Here is a 17,027-nt window from a genome sequence, read left to right on the forward strand (position 1 = left end):
CCCGCCCCGACAGTGCCTCCAGCCACTGAAACCCGGACAGTGCGCAGTCGCGCCGCCAACGACGCCACCCGCGGCCGTCAGCACCTGACCCGCGATGAGGTGCACCGGCTGATGCGCGGCGCGATGCGGCACAACCGTCACGGCCGGCGTGACGCGCTGATGCTGCGGCTGGCCTTCGAGCATGGCCTGCGGGTCTCGGAGCTGGTAGGGCTGCGCTGGTCGGCCGTCGACCTGGTGCATCACGAGCTTCGCGTCACCCGCGCTAAGGGTAGCCTCGACGGCACCCATCCCCTCCAGGGCGACACGGTGCGCGCACTGAAGCGCTATCAGCGCGACAGCGGCCGGACGGCGGGACTGGTGTTCGTCAGCGAACGCGGGGCGCCGATCAGTGCCGACGGCTTCCGGCGCCTGCTGCACCGCCTCAGCGAGCGCGTGCTAGGCGTGAAGTGGCATCCGCACGCCCTGCGCCACGCCTGCGGCGTGCACCTGATCAACCAGGGCGTGGATCTGCGCACGGTGCAGCAGTACCTGGGCCACGCCAACATCCAGAACACCGTGGCCTATACCGCCCTGACCGGGCGGCCGTTCGAGCGGCTGAGCTTCTAGCTTAGGGGCAGGAATCGCGCAGGGCGTCCCAATCGTCCTCGCCGACCGGCTCGAACGGCTCGATCAGTTCCTCGACGCTGCCGCGCAACCGTTCCAGCGGCTCGCGCTCGTCGGTCGGCTCCTGGTCTGGTTCGCGGGGTGGGTCTGGTGGGCGCATCTGGCGGCCTCCTCGAGGGCGTGTCAGCTCTCATCCTGGTACAGCGATCGGGCGAGCGCTCTGAGGCCGTGGGGATCGCTGACCGTCTCCTGGACGGCTGCCGAGGGGGCCGGGTTACCTTGGTCTGCATTTGTGGGTGGGGGAAGTTGCTTCAGCTGGGCTACTTCTTCTCGCAGCGCTACAAGCTCCTGATGCATGGCTTGCAACGCCTGCAACATCGCCTGTTGCATATCCCCCTGACGAGTTGTTGCAGCTGGTTGCATATCGTCCGGAAGGCGCTCGGGTTCACCATAGCATCGGATTAGCTCGGCCATCTCTATGATACGAGTTCCATCTCCTCGGAAGCCGCATGACAAGCGGCCTGAATCGATATGGCGATGTATCGTAGAGCGATGCTTGCCGTAAAGTTTGGCCGTTTTAGGGATGGTTAGTTGCATGGGTGCCTAGTTGGTTGCAGGCCTGCTGTTGCAGATATCCTAGTTCAACTTCTCGAGAGGCGTGAAAAATCAGGCCTCAGCGGCGCTTTTGCGTTCTTCAAGAAGCCGCAGTGCGACGTCCTCGTGAGTTTCACCAGGGCGAGCGTGTGCCTCGATAACCGTCATAGGAATCCTGAAGATCGATCCTGAGGCGTTAGAATACCTTTCACCGCCCTTGGCCTTAGTTTTCCTCTTGCAGGCCTTCTGGGTGCCTTTCTGGGCTTTCTCGCCGAAGGTGAACACCAAGTGGGACACTCGGCCTCCGGTCTTTCGCTGGTCCCACTTCACCCATAGCGGGCTGTGCTCGTTGATCTGTGCGGTGGCCGGTTCGATCACCCACCGTTTTAGGTCCTTTATGGCTGGGTACTTTCCATCTAGCTGGAACGCCTCACGTAGCCACGCGACAGGTACCTCTCGCTCGCCCGCCCCTCGCCACTGGCACAAAAGCTCATAGAGCCGCATGGCATGGGCGCTGGTCATTTTGGCCACGTCCTCGAGCGCGTAGCGCGTGAACTGCTCCGTAAGCTGTGTCAGATATGGCAGCATGTCTTTTGTGAACCTCAGCTCGACGCGACCTTCTGACTCGACGTAGGCGATGGATTGGACCCAGCTAGTCACCAGGGTCTTAGGTCTCTTTCCTTGACCATTGGGGTATTCCCGCAACCACACTTCTCGACGTTTCAGCCGGAGGGCTGCATCGGCTAGCTCTTTGTAGGTTGAGTGAGAGTCAGTACCTACGAGTGCGGCATAGTCGGCCACGCTGACGCTATACATCACTTCATCGGTGAGCGGCTGATCCCGGCGTACTTGGGTGATACAGCCCAGCATGATTCGCTGTTCAGCGGGAGTGAGGCGGTAAGATGCTTCAACCAGGGCATTGCTCTTGTAAACCTGGGGCTCGTTCATCCTTGGGGCTCCAGTAGGGAGTATGTCTACAGTGTCCCTTTATAGGGAGGGCTTTATTCCCTCCCTTTTAACCCTGAATCCCTCCCCTATACAACCCTGAATCCCTCCCCTTTTGACCCTGAATCCCTCCCCTTTTGACCCTGAATCTCTCCCCTTTTTGTCCTAAAAAGCCACGCATATCAGTGACTTACAAAGCCTAAAAGGGGAAAAGGGGAAAAGGACAGAAAAGAGCGCATACGCGCTCGCCTGCCCTCCGGTCGTCGTTCCTCCTCCCTCCGCCCGGCCTTCGGCCGCCTGAACCCCATGAATGCCTCGACAAGTCGAGAAAAGGGCGCGATTCGAGCCGCTACGCGGCTGCGCGCCCTGATCGGCGATGCCTGATCGCTAAAGCACTACACCACAATGGGCCGATCCCTACTTCCTCGCACGAACAGTTGGGCCTTCGGCCCTGGTTTAGCAGGCATGCGGATAGGCAAGGGGCGTTTCCCTTTGTTTATGCGTGATTTATTCACACATATATGTTAACCTAGTAGGCATCAACCTAGTGAAGGGGACCCCCATGGCACTCGAGCGAATCCGCGACCTAGAACAATCCTTCAAGAGCCGAGACGGCAACGTCTACGAATGGAAAGCGCCGAGCCGCTGGCTGTACCGCTACGAGCGCGACCGGGGTGCCGTAGGCATGGAAACCGGCCCCGGCACCGGCGAATTCCTGTGGTACGTCCTCGATAAAAACGACCTGACAACCGCTAAGCGCCGTGTATTCGAATTGATCAACGAGGATGAATTCTGATGGCCCGTAAGCGTGAAATTGTCCCGAGTGAAGCTCAGCTGTGGCTCGGCGTGCTCCTGGACGCGGCCTTCGATCCGACCTCGAGGACCCTGGATCTCGCCCGCAGCGCCGAGATCGCCAACCACCATAGCCAGGCGAACGGCCCGCGGGATGCCCTGCGGCTGACGGCACGGGACGGCAAGACCCAGCTGCTAGCCCTGGCCGGCGACCTGACGGCCTACCCCGAAGACTACAGCGACCAACGCCAGGCGGAGCTCCTGCTGGCGTGGTCCGAGCGTTGGATTCAGCCCGAGGATTGGGGGCGACTTGCCGCGCGTGTGCGCAAGCGCCGCCAGAAGATGCGTCAACGCGGAGGTGAATGATGGATAGCGGACAGTATGCGAGGAACATCGGCGGTCCCCTGCTCGCGGAATCGTTGCGGCACTACCGCGACCCGGACGGCGACCGTTGCCACCCTGTCGCGAAGCGGGTGCTGGATCGTTGGGCGCTCGAGGAGCCGAATCGCGTGCGCCTGTTGTGTGCCGATCCGGTGAAGATCGAGTGGCTGCTCGATGCGGCACAGGATCAGGGTGGCGTGGAGCTTGAGCTGCTCACCAGCGTGGCCGCGCAGCGTCGTCGGGAGTGCGGTGAAACCGATACTGACTTGCTGCTTGAGGCCGAGGTTGCGCTGCAGATGCCGGACAGTCTGCCCTTTCGGCACTGTGATCGTTAAGTCACCGACATCATGTCCGTTTCAGATGGGGTTTCGTGCTGAGAACGTGCCGGTGAAGTGAGGCGCCAAACCGGAATGCAGCCCCGGACAAGGTATGCCCACGTAACACATTCGTGTACTAGCGCCCGCTGCAATCGCTTCGCTCTCTTGCCGGGCTGGCACCTTGCTCGGGGCGAAGCCCCGAGACCCCTACCTCATTCGCTACCGCTCACGAGGTCACCATGGCATCACCCACACCATCGAAGGCCCCCGTCCATCGGGATAAGCACCTCAGCGTCAGGCTCACGGAGGACGAGAAGCAGCGGATTTTGCAGAAGGTCGAGTCCACCGATGCCCGCAGCCCATCCGAGTTCGTTCGGAGTACGGCGCTCGACTATCCGGTGCGCTCAGTGGTCACGCACGAAGCGATCAACGAACTGCGTCGTCTCGGCGGGCTGGTGAAGCACCTCTTCATCGAAGGAGGTCGCGAGGATCCTGACGGCCTGTATCTGCAGACGCTTCAAGAACTGCAAGCCGCTATCCGCCGGCTAGGGCGTGAGCTGTGACCAGAGGGGAGGGGTCATAACTAGGCGTGAATAATTCACGCCTAGTTAGATCAAGGCAAGCTGGCCGTGGGACGGAGCCGGCGCTCAGGAGGTTTGCCGGCGTGCCTTGCGATGATGGAAGTAGAGGTAGAGCAGGCCGACCGGCGCGATGAAAATGGCCCATCCCCAGCACATCACGATCGTGAAGAGTTTCACCGGCAGCATGATGATGAGCGGGATGTAGAAGACGTTGTCTCCCATCACGAAGCCGATGATCTGCTCGTAGACGAAGCGCGAGTAGGGATACAGCAAGGCGTTGAGGGCGAGGAGGGGGATAACCGCCAGGGGCACCGAGTCACCCCCTCCTTGAGTCGCCGCAAAATAGACCAGAGCCGAGAGGCCGCCACCAAACGCTAGTTGGCGAAGGTAGTAGTGGCGGGATAGGCCGCCAAAGGTGTCGGTGAGGATCGGGGGCATGCGTCTCCTCCTTCCGTGGGGGATGGTTCACAGTGCTGGCCGTCCACCTCGGCAACGTGGCGAGGTCACCAGCGCTTGCGAGAGATTATCACATGGCTGCGTGCTCGGATGCTTCAGTCCGACCGAAATAGGCGGGATTTATCCCGCCTATTGGATCAAGATAAGCCGTGTAAGCTTAATTCATCAAGATAGTATTAAATTGTTAGACTCACAGCACGGATATTTCATATGCCCTGGGGCCTTTGTCTTTCTTTTTAACTACAAACTCAACGCTATCTCCGATAACTATATCTGCATTCCCTGAGTTGAAGTCATTGAAGAAAAAGAAAACATCCTTGCCTTTTTCTCTCCTGATGAAGCCAAAACCCTTCAGCGGGTTATAATGATGGATATAACCTTTTTCTCTTTCACTCATCTTTGACCTGATAGCTAGTAATGAGGGTTGGATATTATATTCCCAAAGTTTTCGCGCAGAGATTGTTTTAATCTGCGAGCTTGAGTCTTTTTTGTTCTTGCCATGATCCCAAGCTCATGGTATAGCTTGAGAATATAGTTTCTTGTGCCTACGCTATCGATGTTTATCTGGTTTTTTCTTCTCCTTCGTACGACTTGATTAACCTTCACAGATAAAGTCTTTGAGTATACGTCATCGTACAAGGGTAATATTGTTTTTAAGCGTTCCCTTAGCTTTTTTTCTTCTGCTTTATGATTAAAGCGCCCTAGCTGAGCAACTCTGCCAGATGTCTTGTTCCATTGCTTATGATATTCACTGCTATAGGGAGACTCTTCGTACATTATTTCGCACTTTCTTACAGCACTTCTTATTTTCTTCCTGTCGTCTTTCCTTATTTTAGGCTCGCCGTGCCGAACCCAAGCACCAGTAACTTCGTACTTGGCGTCCCTAGATTCTCTGTGCTCAATCCTGGTTTTTCCATCATGCATATTCATGCCATAATGGTTAATCATTCCTGCCACTAGGCTTATGGCCCATGTTTTTTCTTCTTCTGTTAATCTTTTTTTGCTGGACAATGTTATATCATCAAGAAGTCTGGAGTAGGATATTCCTTTGCTCCGGAGCTTAGAAACCACCCCGTATTCATAGTTGAAGAATACTAGGTTTCCTAAATATGTTGAAGTGCATCCACCTTGAGGCACGACCCCTTCCAAGGTCGTTAGACACGAAAGGGTTTCAGAAACATCTTCGCTAAACCTAAATAAATATTTGAATACGTTTTTTACGTGTTCTTTGTGAATGTTAGGGAAGAAATTCTCAATGTCTAGGTTTATCAATGTTTCTGGTTTGAGGTGGAGTTTGCTGTTGTTCACATAATCTCGTCTGCTAGCGGTGTCACGAATTCCGCCCATGAGGTATTTTGGATAATCGACCTCGCTCATTATCCTGCTGTTTATTCTTTTCTGTATTTTCTTTAGAGATTCTTTAGGCTCGGATACTTCCCGGGATTTCTTAGAAGGTGGGGATATTAGGAATGTCGTGTAAGAAGAAGATGTGTTTTTAGAATGCTTTTCTATAAGATCTCTGTTGATCTCCAGCATGGCCGCTAAAGTTGATATGTGAGCAACAGATGATCCGGGGTAGTATGGCTTGTCAGCCATTTTCTATTCCTAATATTTAAAGTGAAGTCTTACGTCAAATCATGTTAATAACCGTGCTTAGCGGTGTCACGAGATGCTCGTGATAGGCATAAAGCAAGATTAGAAACTTAGCGATGCGAATTCCTCCCATGAAAATCGAGAAGAACTTGCCACCTATTCCAACTCCTTCCTGCGAAGTTCTATCTCTAGATGATTTCGCAGGCTCTTTACAGCTAATGTTTAGACGCACATTAAAGCTTAGTTTTAGCTTCATTACATTACTCCCATTGTCACCCCCTAACCCCTATGGCTAGAGTTGCCAGACCAATGGTTGTGCTTTGCAAAGAAATAAATGTTGGAATAGGGAAGACGATAAGACTTCATTGCCAGACAACAGTCGCCAGACTAACCCACTTTTGGGCACGCGATACTGTTCGTGCGACCTAGGACCCCCGGGGGGCCGGTCTAGGCTCTTTGATAGAGCCGTCAATAGCAAAAGCTTTTGACTTCGGTTCTTTGCTAAACATTAGATGCTTTTTAAAGAGCGGAGAGACCGATTTCAGTCCCTAGCAAGGGATTATACCGCCCATGCATGAAAAAATAAACACCTACTTTAGTAGGTGTTTGTGCATATGTGGCTGCTCTGCTTCGGCATGAAAAGCCCTGCAATGCAGAGATTCAAAGGTCTGGAAGGAGAGAATTATATCAAGCCATAGTTCGTTCTTTCGGCGCACCTTAAGGTTGAACTGTTACTGTCTGGCTTCTAGCTGGAAACCAGACAGTATCAGCCGCCTCCAGGCACGTCATTTCAGGGATGGTCGTGCCGTCTATTAGGAACCATACGCCACGAGCCCTGACTATCGGCCGTGCCAGTAGGTGGGAACGTTGCACAGCAGGCCGGCCCAGGCACCGGCTGCCGCCCCCGACGATAGGTGGGAACGCTGCACCGCAGGCTGCGCTGTCGCCTCCCCTTCATCTCCCAGTCAGAAGCTAGACAGTACCAGCATCCTGAAAAAACTCCCTTTCGGGAGGATGCTTCTTCGGAGTGACCTATATACAAATGTCGCGAAAAATACATAAACCTTTCCAGACTTCACATTTATAAAACGTGATGACAGGACCGCTCCCTCTGGGCCCACCCATCTTCAGGAAAGCCCAGTTCGACCTACGCTCAAAGCCAGGAAAGCAGGGATTCGGCTCAACCGCGATCCAAAAAATCGCTTACGTACATAGTAGTCTGTAGATTAATAAGCTGCAAAGAATTTGAATCTCTTAAGAGAAGAGTATTCTGGAGCATCCAAGTTGACAGAAGAAAGGCGTTTATCGAAAAACAAGCCTTGTAGCCCTGAGCTTCTGGCCATTCTCTCATGCAACATTAAAAAATTGAGGGAAGAGCGCAATTTATCTCAAGAAAAGCTGGCCGAAAAAGCAAAAATGCACAGAACATTTATAAGCTTAATTGAGCGCCGGGGCAGAAACGTTACACTCGGCGTCATAGAATCACTTGCACATGCTTTAGATGTAGATGTGGCAACTCTAATCACCGATAACTCAGAAAAAAAAGGTGAAATATAAATTTTTAAACCGGGGGTCCAAGGGAATGGAAACGCATTACACTGAAAAAGAAAAGAGCCTCTCTGACAGCTTTATTCACGAGGTGTTTGGTTATAATCAAAATGGTGACATATCTTTCGAAGAACTTCCGATAATAGACTTCTGCAAGAACTACATAAAAGAAAGATTCACGTTCATGAAGTACATACTTGGCCTGGGAATAGATTTTTCTATATTAGCTCAAAGGCTATCAGAGTATGATGTGGAAATGAAATCATTCACTCCCGTTTTAAGCGTAGAAGACATATTTTCAAGATATGAAATGGTTGAATCTAGGGGAAGTAGGAAGTCAAATACTCTAACGCTTAGCTTTAGTGGTAAGCAGTACGGGATAAGAAAAATAGAAGAGAGCGTGGCTAACCTTTTCCACTCAATGGATAGAAGCGACTACCCCAGCGCTTATGTATACAATACTGGACAATGGAAAAAATATACCGATTTGCTCAATCACGTTTTCATGCTGTCAGAACCTGGCAAGCATGCCTTATGCAAAGAGCTGATTGACTTCGGAATAAAGAACTTACCAAAGAATAGCTTTTATGTCAGAGAAGTGCCCAGAGTGCGTATTTTCGATAAAGTTATAAACGAATACGAGAGAGGAGTAAAAGGAGAGAACGGGGGGCTGGTTTACCAAGCAATAGTATATGGATTCTTAACTGCTGACAGACCTCACCTTTCCATTATAGCTGATAAAGTAAGAACAGGATCTTCAAGGCAAAAGAGGTTCGGGGATATAGATTGCTATAGCGGACTAGACTTAGAAACCTCATCAGAGGTGAAAGACTTTTGCATTTCAAATGCAAATTTCGATAAAGAGCTTGGAGAGTTCTGCAGAAACTGCGAAGGGAATAACATTAACGGTATCGTTTTTGCACTTGATTTTGAACAATCAACCTTAAATAAAATCAGAGAGCACGGCGTAAAACCTATAAGCCAGCTAAAACTTATGGAGCTGGTAAGCTACTGGGACTGGACTAAGCAGGAAGCTGCATTAAAAGGGGTTCTGCACTACATATCACATGTAGAACAAAACCCCTCAGCTGTGATTAGACTGCTAGAATTTATCAAAAATCATGACGCAAACCACGAATCTCTTGATTACTTAAGATGATTTTGCATCCAATGTGCGGAGCTTTTCAACAGAAGTTTTTGAGGCTTCGAAGTAATCTTGGAAACGCTCCGTGCCAATTGCGCTATACCCTATTGCTTCAGCTGCAGAGATAGTTGAGCCAGAGCCCATAAATGGATCTAGTACGATGCCTTCCCCTAGAGGAAGGCTGGCTCTAACTATCTGCCTCAGAAAAGATTGCGGCTTTAAGCTTGGATGATTAGAAATTTTCTTTTCTCTTTCAGGAGTTCTTTCGCTTGAGATAACATCTGCAAAAGGTTTATCTTTACTTAATCGCCGCAAGGCCCCAGTGTTGAACTCTCTAAGGCACTCACCGACGGTCATTTTTTCAGGCAAAGGCTTTCGAAAAAGCCCCCAAGGCTCAAAATTTCCACGAGGAAGTGAGCATACCTCAGAGAATTCTTTTTCATAATTTTTAGGCCTATCCCCACCACGGAAAGTGGTGACTAGCCTAACGATATTCCCTCTATACTCTAATCCTCCAGCAATTACTGCATCAAAAATTAACTGCGACAGGAAAGTATTACTAGCTATGAAAACGTGGGCTCCAGGGACTAAAACTTTATTAACAAGCCTAGTCCACTCAAAAAAGAACCTCTCAAGGTGGTCTCTTTCTTTTCCATTCAAAGCAGTAAATCGTGGAAGCGGACTCCGCTTCCCACCATCAAAAGCAGGTGGCAACCTCCATATTCCTCCATTGCCATTCTCTCTCTTTTTTATTTGATCAAAATCGTACTCTTTCACTCCATAAGGAGGATCAGTTACAATAGAATGAATACTATTTTCGGGACAACGGCCTAACCACTCCATACAATCTGCATGTATAAGAAGACTGCTCCGATAACTATGACTATCATAGTCTAACGAGAACTTTTCTTTATCTATCTCAAAACTTCTTCCTGACTGAAACCGCGACGCATCCGGGTCTAAGTCTAGGCTCGACTGCATACTTGTCACTTTATAGGTCTCCCGGCTTTTAACTCTTCGGGCCTTTGCTCAAATGCACCGTGGTTATCTTTCTCTAGTTCAAAAAGCTTTTCTTCTATGGCAATGTCTATAGCAGATGCCAATGTCATTCCCGGAGTCCAGTAGACAGCATTTTTTAATCGATTTAACAGATCCGAAGAAAGCTGAACTGTTATTCTTTGCTTTTCAGTCACGAGCCTCACACCAATTACCATAAATACCAGCATTTATGGTAATTGGTAGCTCCGGAAAAATCAACCTTCCTCAGTATTCATGGTCGACACATCAGGATACGTGCCGATCTGGAAGATCGACAGATTCTTCTGCACTACAGGTGGAATCACCTTTAAAAATCTTGAAAACCTTTCCAATACTTAAATTCTATTGACGTCCGGACGTCACGGAGGCTATAATATATAAAAATGACAAACTAATAGGGAATTAAATGTCTAAAATGAGGCGCCCACCAGGACAAATTAGAGATGCAATAATGTCTTATTTTGCATCAAAAGAAGGAGACGCGAGCTTAGGCGAGATTATAGAAGGAGTTCAAGATATCCTTGGCGAAGAAGTTCCCTATTCTTCCATCCGATCTTACCTTCGAATCAATACTCCTGATATATTTCAGAGAACTGGGCGAGGAAGATACAAAGTTGTGAGAAAGATATAACCATCAAGGTTAGATTACGCGGCTTATCTTGCTTCAATAAGCGGGACATAGTCCCACTTTTATACTACCCTGGTAGGTAGCCTAGCCCTCCAGGAGTACCCCATGGCCCTACGCCGCATCAGCGACCTCGAGCAGTCGTTCAAAAGCCAAGACGGCAACGTCGTCGAGTGGAAGGCACCGAGTCGCTGGCTCTACCGTTACGAGCGCGACCGCGGCGCCGTGAGCATGGAAACCGGCCTCGGCACCGGCGAGTTCCTGTGGTACGTGCTCGAGAAGAACGACCTCACCCACGCCAAGCGGCGCGTGTTCGACCTCATCAACGAGGACGAGCTCTGATGGGACGGAAGCGCGTGATTGTGCAGAAGGAGGCACCGCTGTGGTTGGGCGTGCTGCTGGACGCGGCCTTCGATCCCACCTCGACCGCCCTGGATCTGAAGCGCAGCGCCGACGTGCTGAACCACACGGGACCTGGGCACGGTTGGCAGGTCCGCCATGGCCAGGCCGATCTCTTGGCAATCGCCAGCAATCTAACGCAGTACCCTCACGACTACAGCGACGCCCGGCGTACCGAGCTCCTATTGGCTTGGGCCGAGCGCTGGGTCCAGGCGGACGACTGGCGACGCTTGCAGGAGCGCGTCAGGAAGCGCCGACAGCGCTAGTGACTTGTGTTCTGTACACGTTTACTCCCTCCCTGCTCATCCAGAGAAGCGTATATCACGTTTGAGAAGGCTGTGGCTCTTCCTAAATGGTGCGTTCCTGATGCTAGCTAAGATCACGATCTACGCACACGGCGGCTATAAGAAGTCATAATATCTTTCAAATGTTTGGCGCTTGTTTTTCTAGCGTTTTTAGCTTCATCCAGCGTTAGCCCGCCTTTAATAGCTAACGGCAATTGCTTTTTCTTAGGTGGGCCTAAGCTCTCTAAGATTTCATCCCACTCTTCACCTAGTTTTTCAAAATCACTGTCGTTAGACACGCCAGCATTTGCCGCCCTTACTTCAGCATCTTCTCTCGAGCTGGCAGCATCCTGCTCGTTTTGTATAACTCTCTGATTGGGATGATTATTAACCCTTTCAAAGGGCTTGACGCTACCACAATATTTATCGCATAGCGTTCTGAAATTTCTATGATTGCAGGGCTCTTCACCCAGCTTTGAGGAAACACTTCTAAACAAGTCCGGGATTTTAAAATAAGTCCTATCGAGGATGAACCTTATTTCTTCAGCATGACTTCTCACTGCAAAGGATACATAACCACGAATTCTTGTTTTTTTATTCTCTCGTATAGAATTCGCAATCTTTACTGACACTTCATCCAAATTCATCAATGCCTCCTATGGGTGGTTGCACGCTCAATGCCCAGATTGACCGAATTCGACCATTTATCACCACTTTTACAGCAAAATAACACCCTATATACCTCACATCCAAGCCTAGGGAAGCATTCTTCACCTTTTTTAGATCATATTTTCACCACTTTTTAGACGTATTTTCCTCCTCTCCCTCGCGATCAATAAAGAAGTCTCCCAACTAAAGGCACGCCACGGACGTATACAACTGCGCTTCGCTTAGTTGCATAGTCCGGTCGTGCCAAAGGGCTAGCCCTTTGAATCCCCCGTTCTAACGAACGATCAGGGTTGCTACATCAAGTCGATTTCAATCGGCGATAAGGAGGTGTTTATACTCAGCTTATACTCGGCATGTTATGGAGGGAATACAGGATGACAATGCCCTATTGGCAGGCTGCCATACCGCTGTTGATGCTGTGGGTGCCGTTCATAGTGTTCATTTGGGTAGTGAAACGGAGGCGGTGAGCGTCAGTTGCCCAAACCCGGCAAAAGGGGCTCCGCACCCGGTGCCCGGAAGGCGCCTGCTATCGCCTGTCCGCCTCGCTTCGCTCGTTGGCGGGTGTCGCCCCTCACTCGACCGCCGAGGTCGCTGCGCTCCCACCTGGCGGCCGATCTCGGGCCGCACCTGGGGAGCTGAATCGTTCCGATTTTTCACCCCGACCCCTAAACCCAGTTCAGCAGGGTGGTAAATAACGGGACTCTTTCCCGGCTATCCCGCGTCAGCGGGATGCAGCGAGCAACGCGAGCGGTCACCAGGTCGAAGCCGCCGAGCGTTCAGCGGATGATCAGGGCGGCGACGCCACTTCCACGCCCCTCCCTCTTTCCTGATAAACCGGGCCGAAGGCCCAAACGTTCCCGTACGGGGATGGGGAGCGGCCCGCAGGCGCGGCGCACTTTAGCGGCCAGGTATCGCCGATCGGTGGGGGCCAGCCGCGTAGCGGCTCGATAGCCCCCACCCTCTCGACTTGTCGAGGCATTTACGGGATTAGGCCGAGCGTAGCGAGGGGCGGAGGGAGCGAAGCGACCGGAGGGTAGGCGAGCGCTATGCGCTCTTTTCTGTACTTTTCCCCTTTTCCCCTTTTAAGGGTCGTAATTTACTGATATTAAACAGTTATTATCCAAAAGGAGGGAGAGATTGATGGCCAAAAGGGGAGGTATTGATGGTCAAAAGAGGAGGGTTTGATGGTTGAAAGCGGGAGGGATTGATGGTTATGTGTGAGGTATATAATGGACTCACACAATAAGCAGGAAACGCATAGATGCAGGATGCCCAAGTCTACAAAGCCAATGCGCTAGTCGAAGCCTCGTATCGTCTTAGCCTCTATGAGCAAAGGATCATCCTAGCTTGTATCTCTCAAGTCCGACGAGATGAGCCACTAACAGATCAGAAGCTTTATACCATCAGTGCCCAGCAGATCGCGGAGATGACCGGCACTCAGCTAGGCACGGCTTATCAGAACCTCAAAGCTGCTTCAGAACGCCTTTTTGATCGCCGTGTGACGCTCCATGAGGCTCCAAATGGCCAAGGAAGCACTCGGGTTAGATTAACTCGCTGGGTACAGACCGTAGAGTACTGCGATAAGGAAGGGGCGGTTGCCCTTCGCTTCGGTACAGATATGGTCCCCTACCTATCTCAACTCACCGAGCAATTTACCCGCTACGCCCTGGCCGATGTGGCCAAGATGAGTAGTGCTCACGCCATCAGGCTGTACGAGCTTCTTGCACAATGGCGCGGTACGGGGAAACGAGAGGTCTCTATCGAGTGGCTCCGCGAAGCTCTACAGCTCGAGGACCGATACACCAATATCCGTGATTTTAAGAGGTGGGTAATCACCCCCGCCATCGAGCAGATCAATGAGCACAGCCCCCTGTGGGTGAAGTGGGACCAGCGCAAGACCGGCCGCCGCGTGTCCCATCTGGTGTTTACCTTCGGCGAGAAAGCTCGGAAAACCACCCAGAAGCCTCGCCAGCGAAAGGAGCAAGGCAAAGCCTGCGAGGGGAATAAAAGCGCCTCAGGATCGATCTACGGGATTCCTATGGAGGTTATCAATGCCCAAGCTCGCCCGGGGGAATCTCGCGATGATGCAGCACATCGCATCCTTGAGAAGCGTCGGAATAATGCTAAGGCGTGAGTTTTGCTCGCTAAAGGCCATACTGTCGGGCAACCCGACGACATAACCCGACAGGGCCCGACATGCCCCAACTGACCATAGGCCGAATGGCCAATCTGTACGGCTTACACCGCTCCACGCTATACGAGGCAGTGGATAAAGGCCGCGTCACAGCAGCGGTTAACGGCAAGGGGCAAAAAGTCCTCGAGCTGTCCGAGATGATCCGTGTGTACGGGGAACCACCAGGCCAAACAGCTTCCGCCCTACAAAACCCTACACCAAAGGCCGAAGCTCTCCCCGACACCCCCGACGTCCTCGAAAAGTTCGATGCTCTCCTCGAGATCGTGAAGGAACAGCGTGACGAGCTCAGACAGCTACGCGAGGAAGTCGCACAGCTGCGTAGGCTTCCAGCCCCTTCTCCTGATCCTATTCAGCCCCCCCCCAAGCCTCAGCCCCAGAACGAAGATCCCCATGGCCTGCGCTCGCTGGTGCAGTCGCTGCGCGACCACGACAGCCACGCCGATGACTCGCCCGATCGCTAGAAGCTCAGCCGCTCGAACGGTCGCCCGGTGAGGGCGGTGTAGGCCACCGTGTTCTGGATGTTGGCGTGGCCCAGGTACTGCTGCACGGTGCGCAGATCCACGCCCTGGTTGATGAGATGCACGCCGCAGGCGTGACGCAGTGCGTGCGGATGCCACTTCACGCCCAACACCCGCTCGCTGAGGCGATGCAGCAGGCGCCGGAAGCCGTCGGCGCTGATCGGTGCCCCACGCTCGCTGACGAACACCAGCCCCGATGCACGGCCGCTGTCGCGCTGATAACGCTTCAGGGCGCGCACCGTGTCGCCCTGGAGGGGATGCGTGCCGTCGAGACTGCCCTTGGCGCGGGTGACGCGCAGCTCATGGTGCACCAGGTCGACGGCCGACCAGCGCAGCCCCACCAGCTCCGAGACCCGCAGCCCGTGCTCGAAGGCCAGGCGCAGCATCAGCGCGTCGCGCCGGCCATGACGATTGTGCCGAATCGCGCCGCGCATCAGCCGGTGCACCTCGTCGCGGGTCAGGTGCTGACGGCCGCGGGTGGCGTCGTTGGCGGCGCGACTGCGCACTGTCCGGGTTTCAGTGGCTGGCGAGGCTGTCGGGGCGGGGTGTCGGGGGCTGTCGGGCACGGGCTGGGGCGCTCCTGGTCGCGGTGACTGTCCGGGTTCTATCTGGAAGCCGGACAGACCTTGGAGGCGCGTCGGAAGGCCGATTGCGCTTTGCGCGGTGCTGGGTTATATTTTAGTATAACTAAATGGCGCGACCCGCGTAGGAGGTCAACATGAGCACCACCAATCTTCGCCGCGTCGGCGGCTCCGTCATGATGGCGGTGCCGCGGGCCCTGCTCGATCAGCTGCATCTGCATGCGGGCTCTCAAGTCGAGATCGAGATCGAGATCGATCACGGGCGTCTGGTCGTAGAACCGGCCAAGCCGCGGTACTCCCTCGAGGAGCTGCTGGCCCAGTGCGACACCACAGCGGACCTGTCCGCCGGCGAGCGTGAGTGGCTGGATGCTGAGCCCGTTGGCCGTGAGCTGCTGTAATGCGACGGGGTGACATCTATTTCGTCTCGCTCAACCCCACTCGGGGCCATGAACAGCAAGGCATGCGTCCGGTGCTGATAGTATCGCCGGACGCGTTCAATCTCGCCATGGGCACGCCCCTGGTCGCGCCGATCACCAACGGAGGTGGCTTCGCGCGCTCTCGGGGCTTCACGGTGTCGCTGGCCGAGGCGGATACGACTACCACCGGCGTCGTGCTGTGCAGCCAGATACGCACCCTGGACATCGAGGCCCGTCAGGGGCGGTGGGTGGAAAGCGTGCCGCCGGAGATCATGGATGACGTGCTGGCCAGGCTGGCGACCCTGGTGAGCTGAACCCTACCGTAGGGACCCTAAATTAGGGACGTCAGGGTGCGCCTCGCTCTTGTTACAAAAAATTACAAATATCTTGTGGCCTCTCAGTAGCCCTTTTAGGGCGTTTGGGGCTCCCCCCCCCCTGCAAGCAAGGAAAGCCGGAATTCGGCTCTGTGGGGCCTTCTATGCGCGTGTATGAGGGTGTGTGTGTATGTGTGTGTGTAAAACAGCGGTCTAAAACCCCCTCTTATCTGCCTACGGAGCAGTGTTTACTCACCCGTATCCAGGTTGTATGTTGGTGAAGGCCAAAAAAAAGAGGCCCCGAAGGGCCTCAGACAGTTGGTTTATCGGTGCGGAGGGCGTCGGTAGTACATTGACACCTTCTCCCAGCGGCCGAAGCGAAAGCGAGAGTGAGCGCTGACACGCTCAGTCTTTTTTGCTTTCATGCTGCACCTCCAAGAAGCAGGGGGGTGATGCGCAGCATTTCGAGAAGACCTAGACATCCTCCCATAGGTGCCGTATAGTTCGCGCCCCTAAGGGCAGGTCAACTAGGCAGCGTGAGGCAGCTGCACACTGCTATACACACGCGTTTACCAATATTGCCTATCTTTTTTACTAGCCACCTCTGCCAAGGTGGCTGGACTCGTTTTCAGGAAAAATGAGTCCAATTAGCATGTTGCCATCATGTGGGCATATAAATCAAGCCCAATATGCTACATTTTTTCGGAGAATCATTCCCTCTATAGTGCCTACGTTGTACTCGCCATCAGTAAATTCCTACTGTTTCATGGCTTTCCCCCAGTGAAATATCCTTAACAGCACGACAACCTAGTTAGGTGGTTCACTAAATTGACCATTCAGCAGTGTAATTAGCGACAAGAAACTGTCCGGGTTTCAATCGAAACCCAGACAGTTCCCGCGACCAGGAGCGCTCCCGCCCGTGCCCGACAGCCCCCGACACCCCGCCCCGACAGTGCCTCCAGCCACTGAAACCCGGACAGTGCGCAGTCGCGCCGCCAACGACGCCACCCGCGGCCGTCAGCACCTGACCCGCGA

The 17,027-nt window shown here is 53.2% G+C and carries 23 protein-coding genes; 13 read left to right on the forward strand and 10 right to left on the reverse strand.

Translation table 11 applies throughout. From position 1 onward, the window contains the following. Positions 1 to 12 precede the first annotated feature (12 nt). Positions 13 to 606 carry a tyrosine-type recombinase/integrase gene (locus tag C8E00_RS16255; protein WP_133698589.1) on the forward strand — a complete coding sequence of 198 codons (594 nt, stop codon included), beginning with the start codon at positions 13 to 15 and terminating at the stop codon, positions 604 to 606. Between the two features lies 1 nt (position 607). Here C8E00_RS16255 and C8E00_RS16660 read toward each other — a convergent pair whose 3' ends face one another. The 3 genes from C8E00_RS16660 to C8E00_RS16265 all read right to left on the reverse strand — a co-directional run bounded on the left by C8E00_RS16660 (position 608) and on the right by C8E00_RS16265 (position 2,145). Continuing rightward, entirely contained in the window at positions 608 to 763 is a 156-nt protein-coding gene (locus C8E00_RS16660) for a hypothetical protein (RefSeq protein ID WP_166638351.1), read from the reverse strand. A 23-nt stretch (positions 764 to 786) separates the two neighbouring features. Next, complete coding sequence (locus tag C8E00_RS16260) at positions 787 to 1,200, reverse strand: helix-turn-helix domain-containing protein (RefSeq protein ID WP_133698571.1); 414 nt, start codon at positions 1,198 to 1,200, stop codon at positions 787 to 789. A gap of 69 nt (positions 1,201 to 1,269) precedes the next feature. Beyond that, the gene (locus tag C8E00_RS16265; RefSeq protein ID WP_133698572.1) at positions 1,270 to 2,145 is read right to left on the reverse strand and encodes a replication initiation protein; all 876 of its coding nucleotides are present in this window, start codon (positions 2,143 to 2,145) and stop codon (positions 1,270 to 1,272) included. Between the two features lie 559 nt (positions 2,146 to 2,704). Here C8E00_RS16265 and C8E00_RS16270 point away from each other — a divergent pair. The 4 genes from C8E00_RS16270 to C8E00_RS16285 all read left to right on the forward strand — a co-directional run bounded on the left by C8E00_RS16270 (position 2,705) and on the right by C8E00_RS16285 (position 4,195). Next, positions 2,705 to 2,938, forward strand: coding sequence for a hypothetical protein (locus C8E00_RS16270; protein ID WP_133698573.1), 234 nt, complete (start codon positions 2,705 to 2,707; stop codon positions 2,936 to 2,938). Further along, positions 2,938 to 3,300, forward strand: a complete 363-nt coding sequence (locus tag C8E00_RS16275) for a hypothetical protein (protein ID WP_133698574.1) — start codon at positions 2,938 to 2,940, stop codon at positions 3,298 to 3,300. Before C8E00_RS16270 ends, C8E00_RS16275 begins: the two co-directional genes overlap by 1 nt. Beyond that, on the forward strand, positions 3,300 to 3,650 hold the full coding sequence (locus tag C8E00_RS16280) for a hypothetical protein (RefSeq protein ID WP_133698575.1): 351 nt from the start codon (positions 3,300 to 3,302) through the stop codon (positions 3,648 to 3,650). Before C8E00_RS16275 ends, C8E00_RS16280 begins: the two co-directional genes overlap by 1 nt. 221 nt (positions 3,651 to 3,871) lie before the next feature. Next, complete coding sequence (locus C8E00_RS16285) at positions 3,872 to 4,195, forward strand: plasmid mobilization protein (protein ID WP_133698576.1); 324 nt, start codon at positions 3,872 to 3,874, stop codon at positions 4,193 to 4,195. A gap of 84 nt (positions 4,196 to 4,279) precedes the next feature. Here C8E00_RS16285 and C8E00_RS16290 read toward each other — a convergent pair whose 3' ends face one another. The 3 genes from C8E00_RS16290 to C8E00_RS16300 form a co-directional block, all read right to left on the reverse strand. Next, entirely contained in the window at positions 4,280 to 4,651 is a 372-nt protein-coding gene (locus C8E00_RS16290) for a hypothetical protein (RefSeq protein WP_110691224.1), read from the reverse strand. A gap of 208 nt (positions 4,652 to 4,859) precedes the next feature. Beyond that, positions 4,860 to 5,066: a retron Se72 family effector protein gene (locus C8E00_RS16295; RefSeq protein WP_133698577.1), complete on the reverse strand. Its 207-nt coding sequence runs from the start codon at positions 5,064 to 5,066 to the stop codon at positions 4,860 to 4,862. A 14-nt stretch (positions 5,067 to 5,080) separates the two neighbouring features. Continuing rightward, the gene (locus C8E00_RS16300; protein ID WP_133698578.1) at positions 5,081 to 6,265 is read right to left on the reverse strand and encodes a reverse transcriptase family protein; all 1,185 of its coding nucleotides are present in this window, start codon (positions 6,263 to 6,265) and stop codon (positions 5,081 to 5,083) included. A gap of 1,281 nt (positions 6,266 to 7,546) precedes the next feature. On the opposite strand from C8E00_RS16300, the gene C8E00_RS16305 reads away from it, so the two are divergent. Then, entirely contained in the window at positions 7,547 to 7,819 is a 273-nt protein-coding gene (locus tag C8E00_RS16305; RefSeq protein WP_208291954.1) for a helix-turn-helix domain-containing protein, read from the forward strand. After that, the gene (locus tag C8E00_RS16310) at positions 7,809 to 8,969 is read left to right on the forward strand and encodes a hypothetical protein (RefSeq protein WP_133698579.1); all 1,161 of its coding nucleotides are present in this window, start codon (positions 7,809 to 7,811) and stop codon (positions 8,967 to 8,969) included. The genes C8E00_RS16305 and C8E00_RS16310 overlap by 11 nt, the downstream gene beginning before the upstream one ends. Here C8E00_RS16310 and C8E00_RS16315 read toward each other — a convergent pair. Together C8E00_RS16315 and C8E00_RS16320 are read right to left on the reverse strand one after the other, a co-directional pair. Beyond that, positions 8,961 to 9,935: a DNA-methyltransferase gene (locus C8E00_RS16315; RefSeq protein WP_133698591.1), complete on the reverse strand. Its 975-nt coding sequence runs from the start codon at positions 9,933 to 9,935 to the stop codon at positions 8,961 to 8,963. The genes C8E00_RS16310 and C8E00_RS16315 overlap by 9 nt on opposite strands. Positions 9,936 to 9,940: 5 nt before the next feature. Then, positions 9,941 to 10,147 (reverse strand): hypothetical protein, encoded by a 207-nt coding sequence (locus C8E00_RS16320; protein WP_133698580.1) that lies wholly within the window; start codon positions 10,145 to 10,147, stop codon positions 9,941 to 9,943. 578 nt (positions 10,148 to 10,725) lie between these two features. Between C8E00_RS16320 and C8E00_RS16325 the strand changes: the two genes are divergently transcribed. Together C8E00_RS16325 and C8E00_RS16330 are read left to right on the forward strand one after the other, a co-directional pair. Beyond that, a complete protein-coding gene (locus C8E00_RS16325) occupies positions 10,726 to 10,959 on the forward strand; it encodes a hypothetical protein (protein WP_133698581.1) in 234 nt (77 codons plus the stop codon). After that, the gene (locus tag C8E00_RS16330; protein ID WP_133698582.1) at positions 10,959 to 11,282 is read left to right on the forward strand and encodes a hypothetical protein; all 324 of its coding nucleotides are present in this window, start codon (positions 10,959 to 10,961) and stop codon (positions 11,280 to 11,282) included. Before C8E00_RS16325 ends, C8E00_RS16330 begins: the two co-directional genes overlap by 1 nt. Before the next feature lie 113 nt (positions 11,283 to 11,395). On the opposite strand, the gene C8E00_RS16335 is transcribed toward C8E00_RS16330, so the two are convergent. Beyond that, positions 11,396 to 11,947: a hypothetical protein gene (locus C8E00_RS16335; RefSeq protein ID WP_133698583.1), complete on the reverse strand. Its 552-nt coding sequence runs from the start codon at positions 11,945 to 11,947 to the stop codon at positions 11,396 to 11,398. 1,283 nt (positions 11,948 to 13,230) lie between these two features. Between C8E00_RS16335 and C8E00_RS16340 the strand changes: the two genes are divergently transcribed. Further along, positions 13,231 to 14,103, forward strand: a complete 873-nt coding sequence (locus tag C8E00_RS16340) for a replication initiation protein (RefSeq protein WP_133698584.1) — start codon at positions 13,231 to 13,233, stop codon at positions 14,101 to 14,103. Between the two features lie 62 nt (positions 14,104 to 14,165). Beyond that, entirely contained in the window at positions 14,166 to 14,624 is a 459-nt protein-coding gene (locus C8E00_RS16345; RefSeq protein WP_133698585.1) for a hypothetical protein, read from the forward strand. On the opposite strand, the gene C8E00_RS16350 is transcribed toward C8E00_RS16345, so the two are convergent. Next, the gene (locus C8E00_RS16350) at positions 14,621 to 15,187 is read right to left on the reverse strand and encodes a tyrosine-type recombinase/integrase (protein ID WP_243833217.1); all 567 of its coding nucleotides are present in this window, start codon (positions 15,185 to 15,187) and stop codon (positions 14,621 to 14,623) included. The two genes, C8E00_RS16345 and C8E00_RS16350, sit on opposite strands and share 4 nt — an antisense overlap. A gap of 212 nt (positions 15,188 to 15,399) precedes the next feature. Between C8E00_RS16350 and C8E00_RS16355 the strand changes: the two genes are divergently transcribed. Both C8E00_RS16355 and C8E00_RS16360 read left to right on the forward strand, forming a co-directional pair. Further along, positions 15,400 to 15,660: an AbrB/MazE/SpoVT family DNA-binding domain-containing protein gene (locus C8E00_RS16355; protein ID WP_133698587.1), complete on the forward strand. Its 261-nt coding sequence runs from the start codon at positions 15,400 to 15,402 to the stop codon at positions 15,658 to 15,660. Beyond that, on the forward strand, positions 15,660 to 15,992 hold the full coding sequence (locus C8E00_RS16360) for a type II toxin-antitoxin system PemK/MazF family toxin (RefSeq protein ID WP_133698588.1): 333 nt from the start codon (positions 15,660 to 15,662) through the stop codon (positions 15,990 to 15,992). Before C8E00_RS16355 ends, C8E00_RS16360 begins: the two co-directional genes overlap by 1 nt. Positions 15,993 to 17,027: the final 1,035 nt, after the last annotated feature.

The organism is Chromohalobacter marismortui (genome assembly GCF_004364315.1).
Taxonomy (GTDB): Bacteria; Pseudomonadota; Gammaproteobacteria; order Pseudomonadales; family Halomonadaceae; genus Chromohalobacter; species Chromohalobacter marismortui.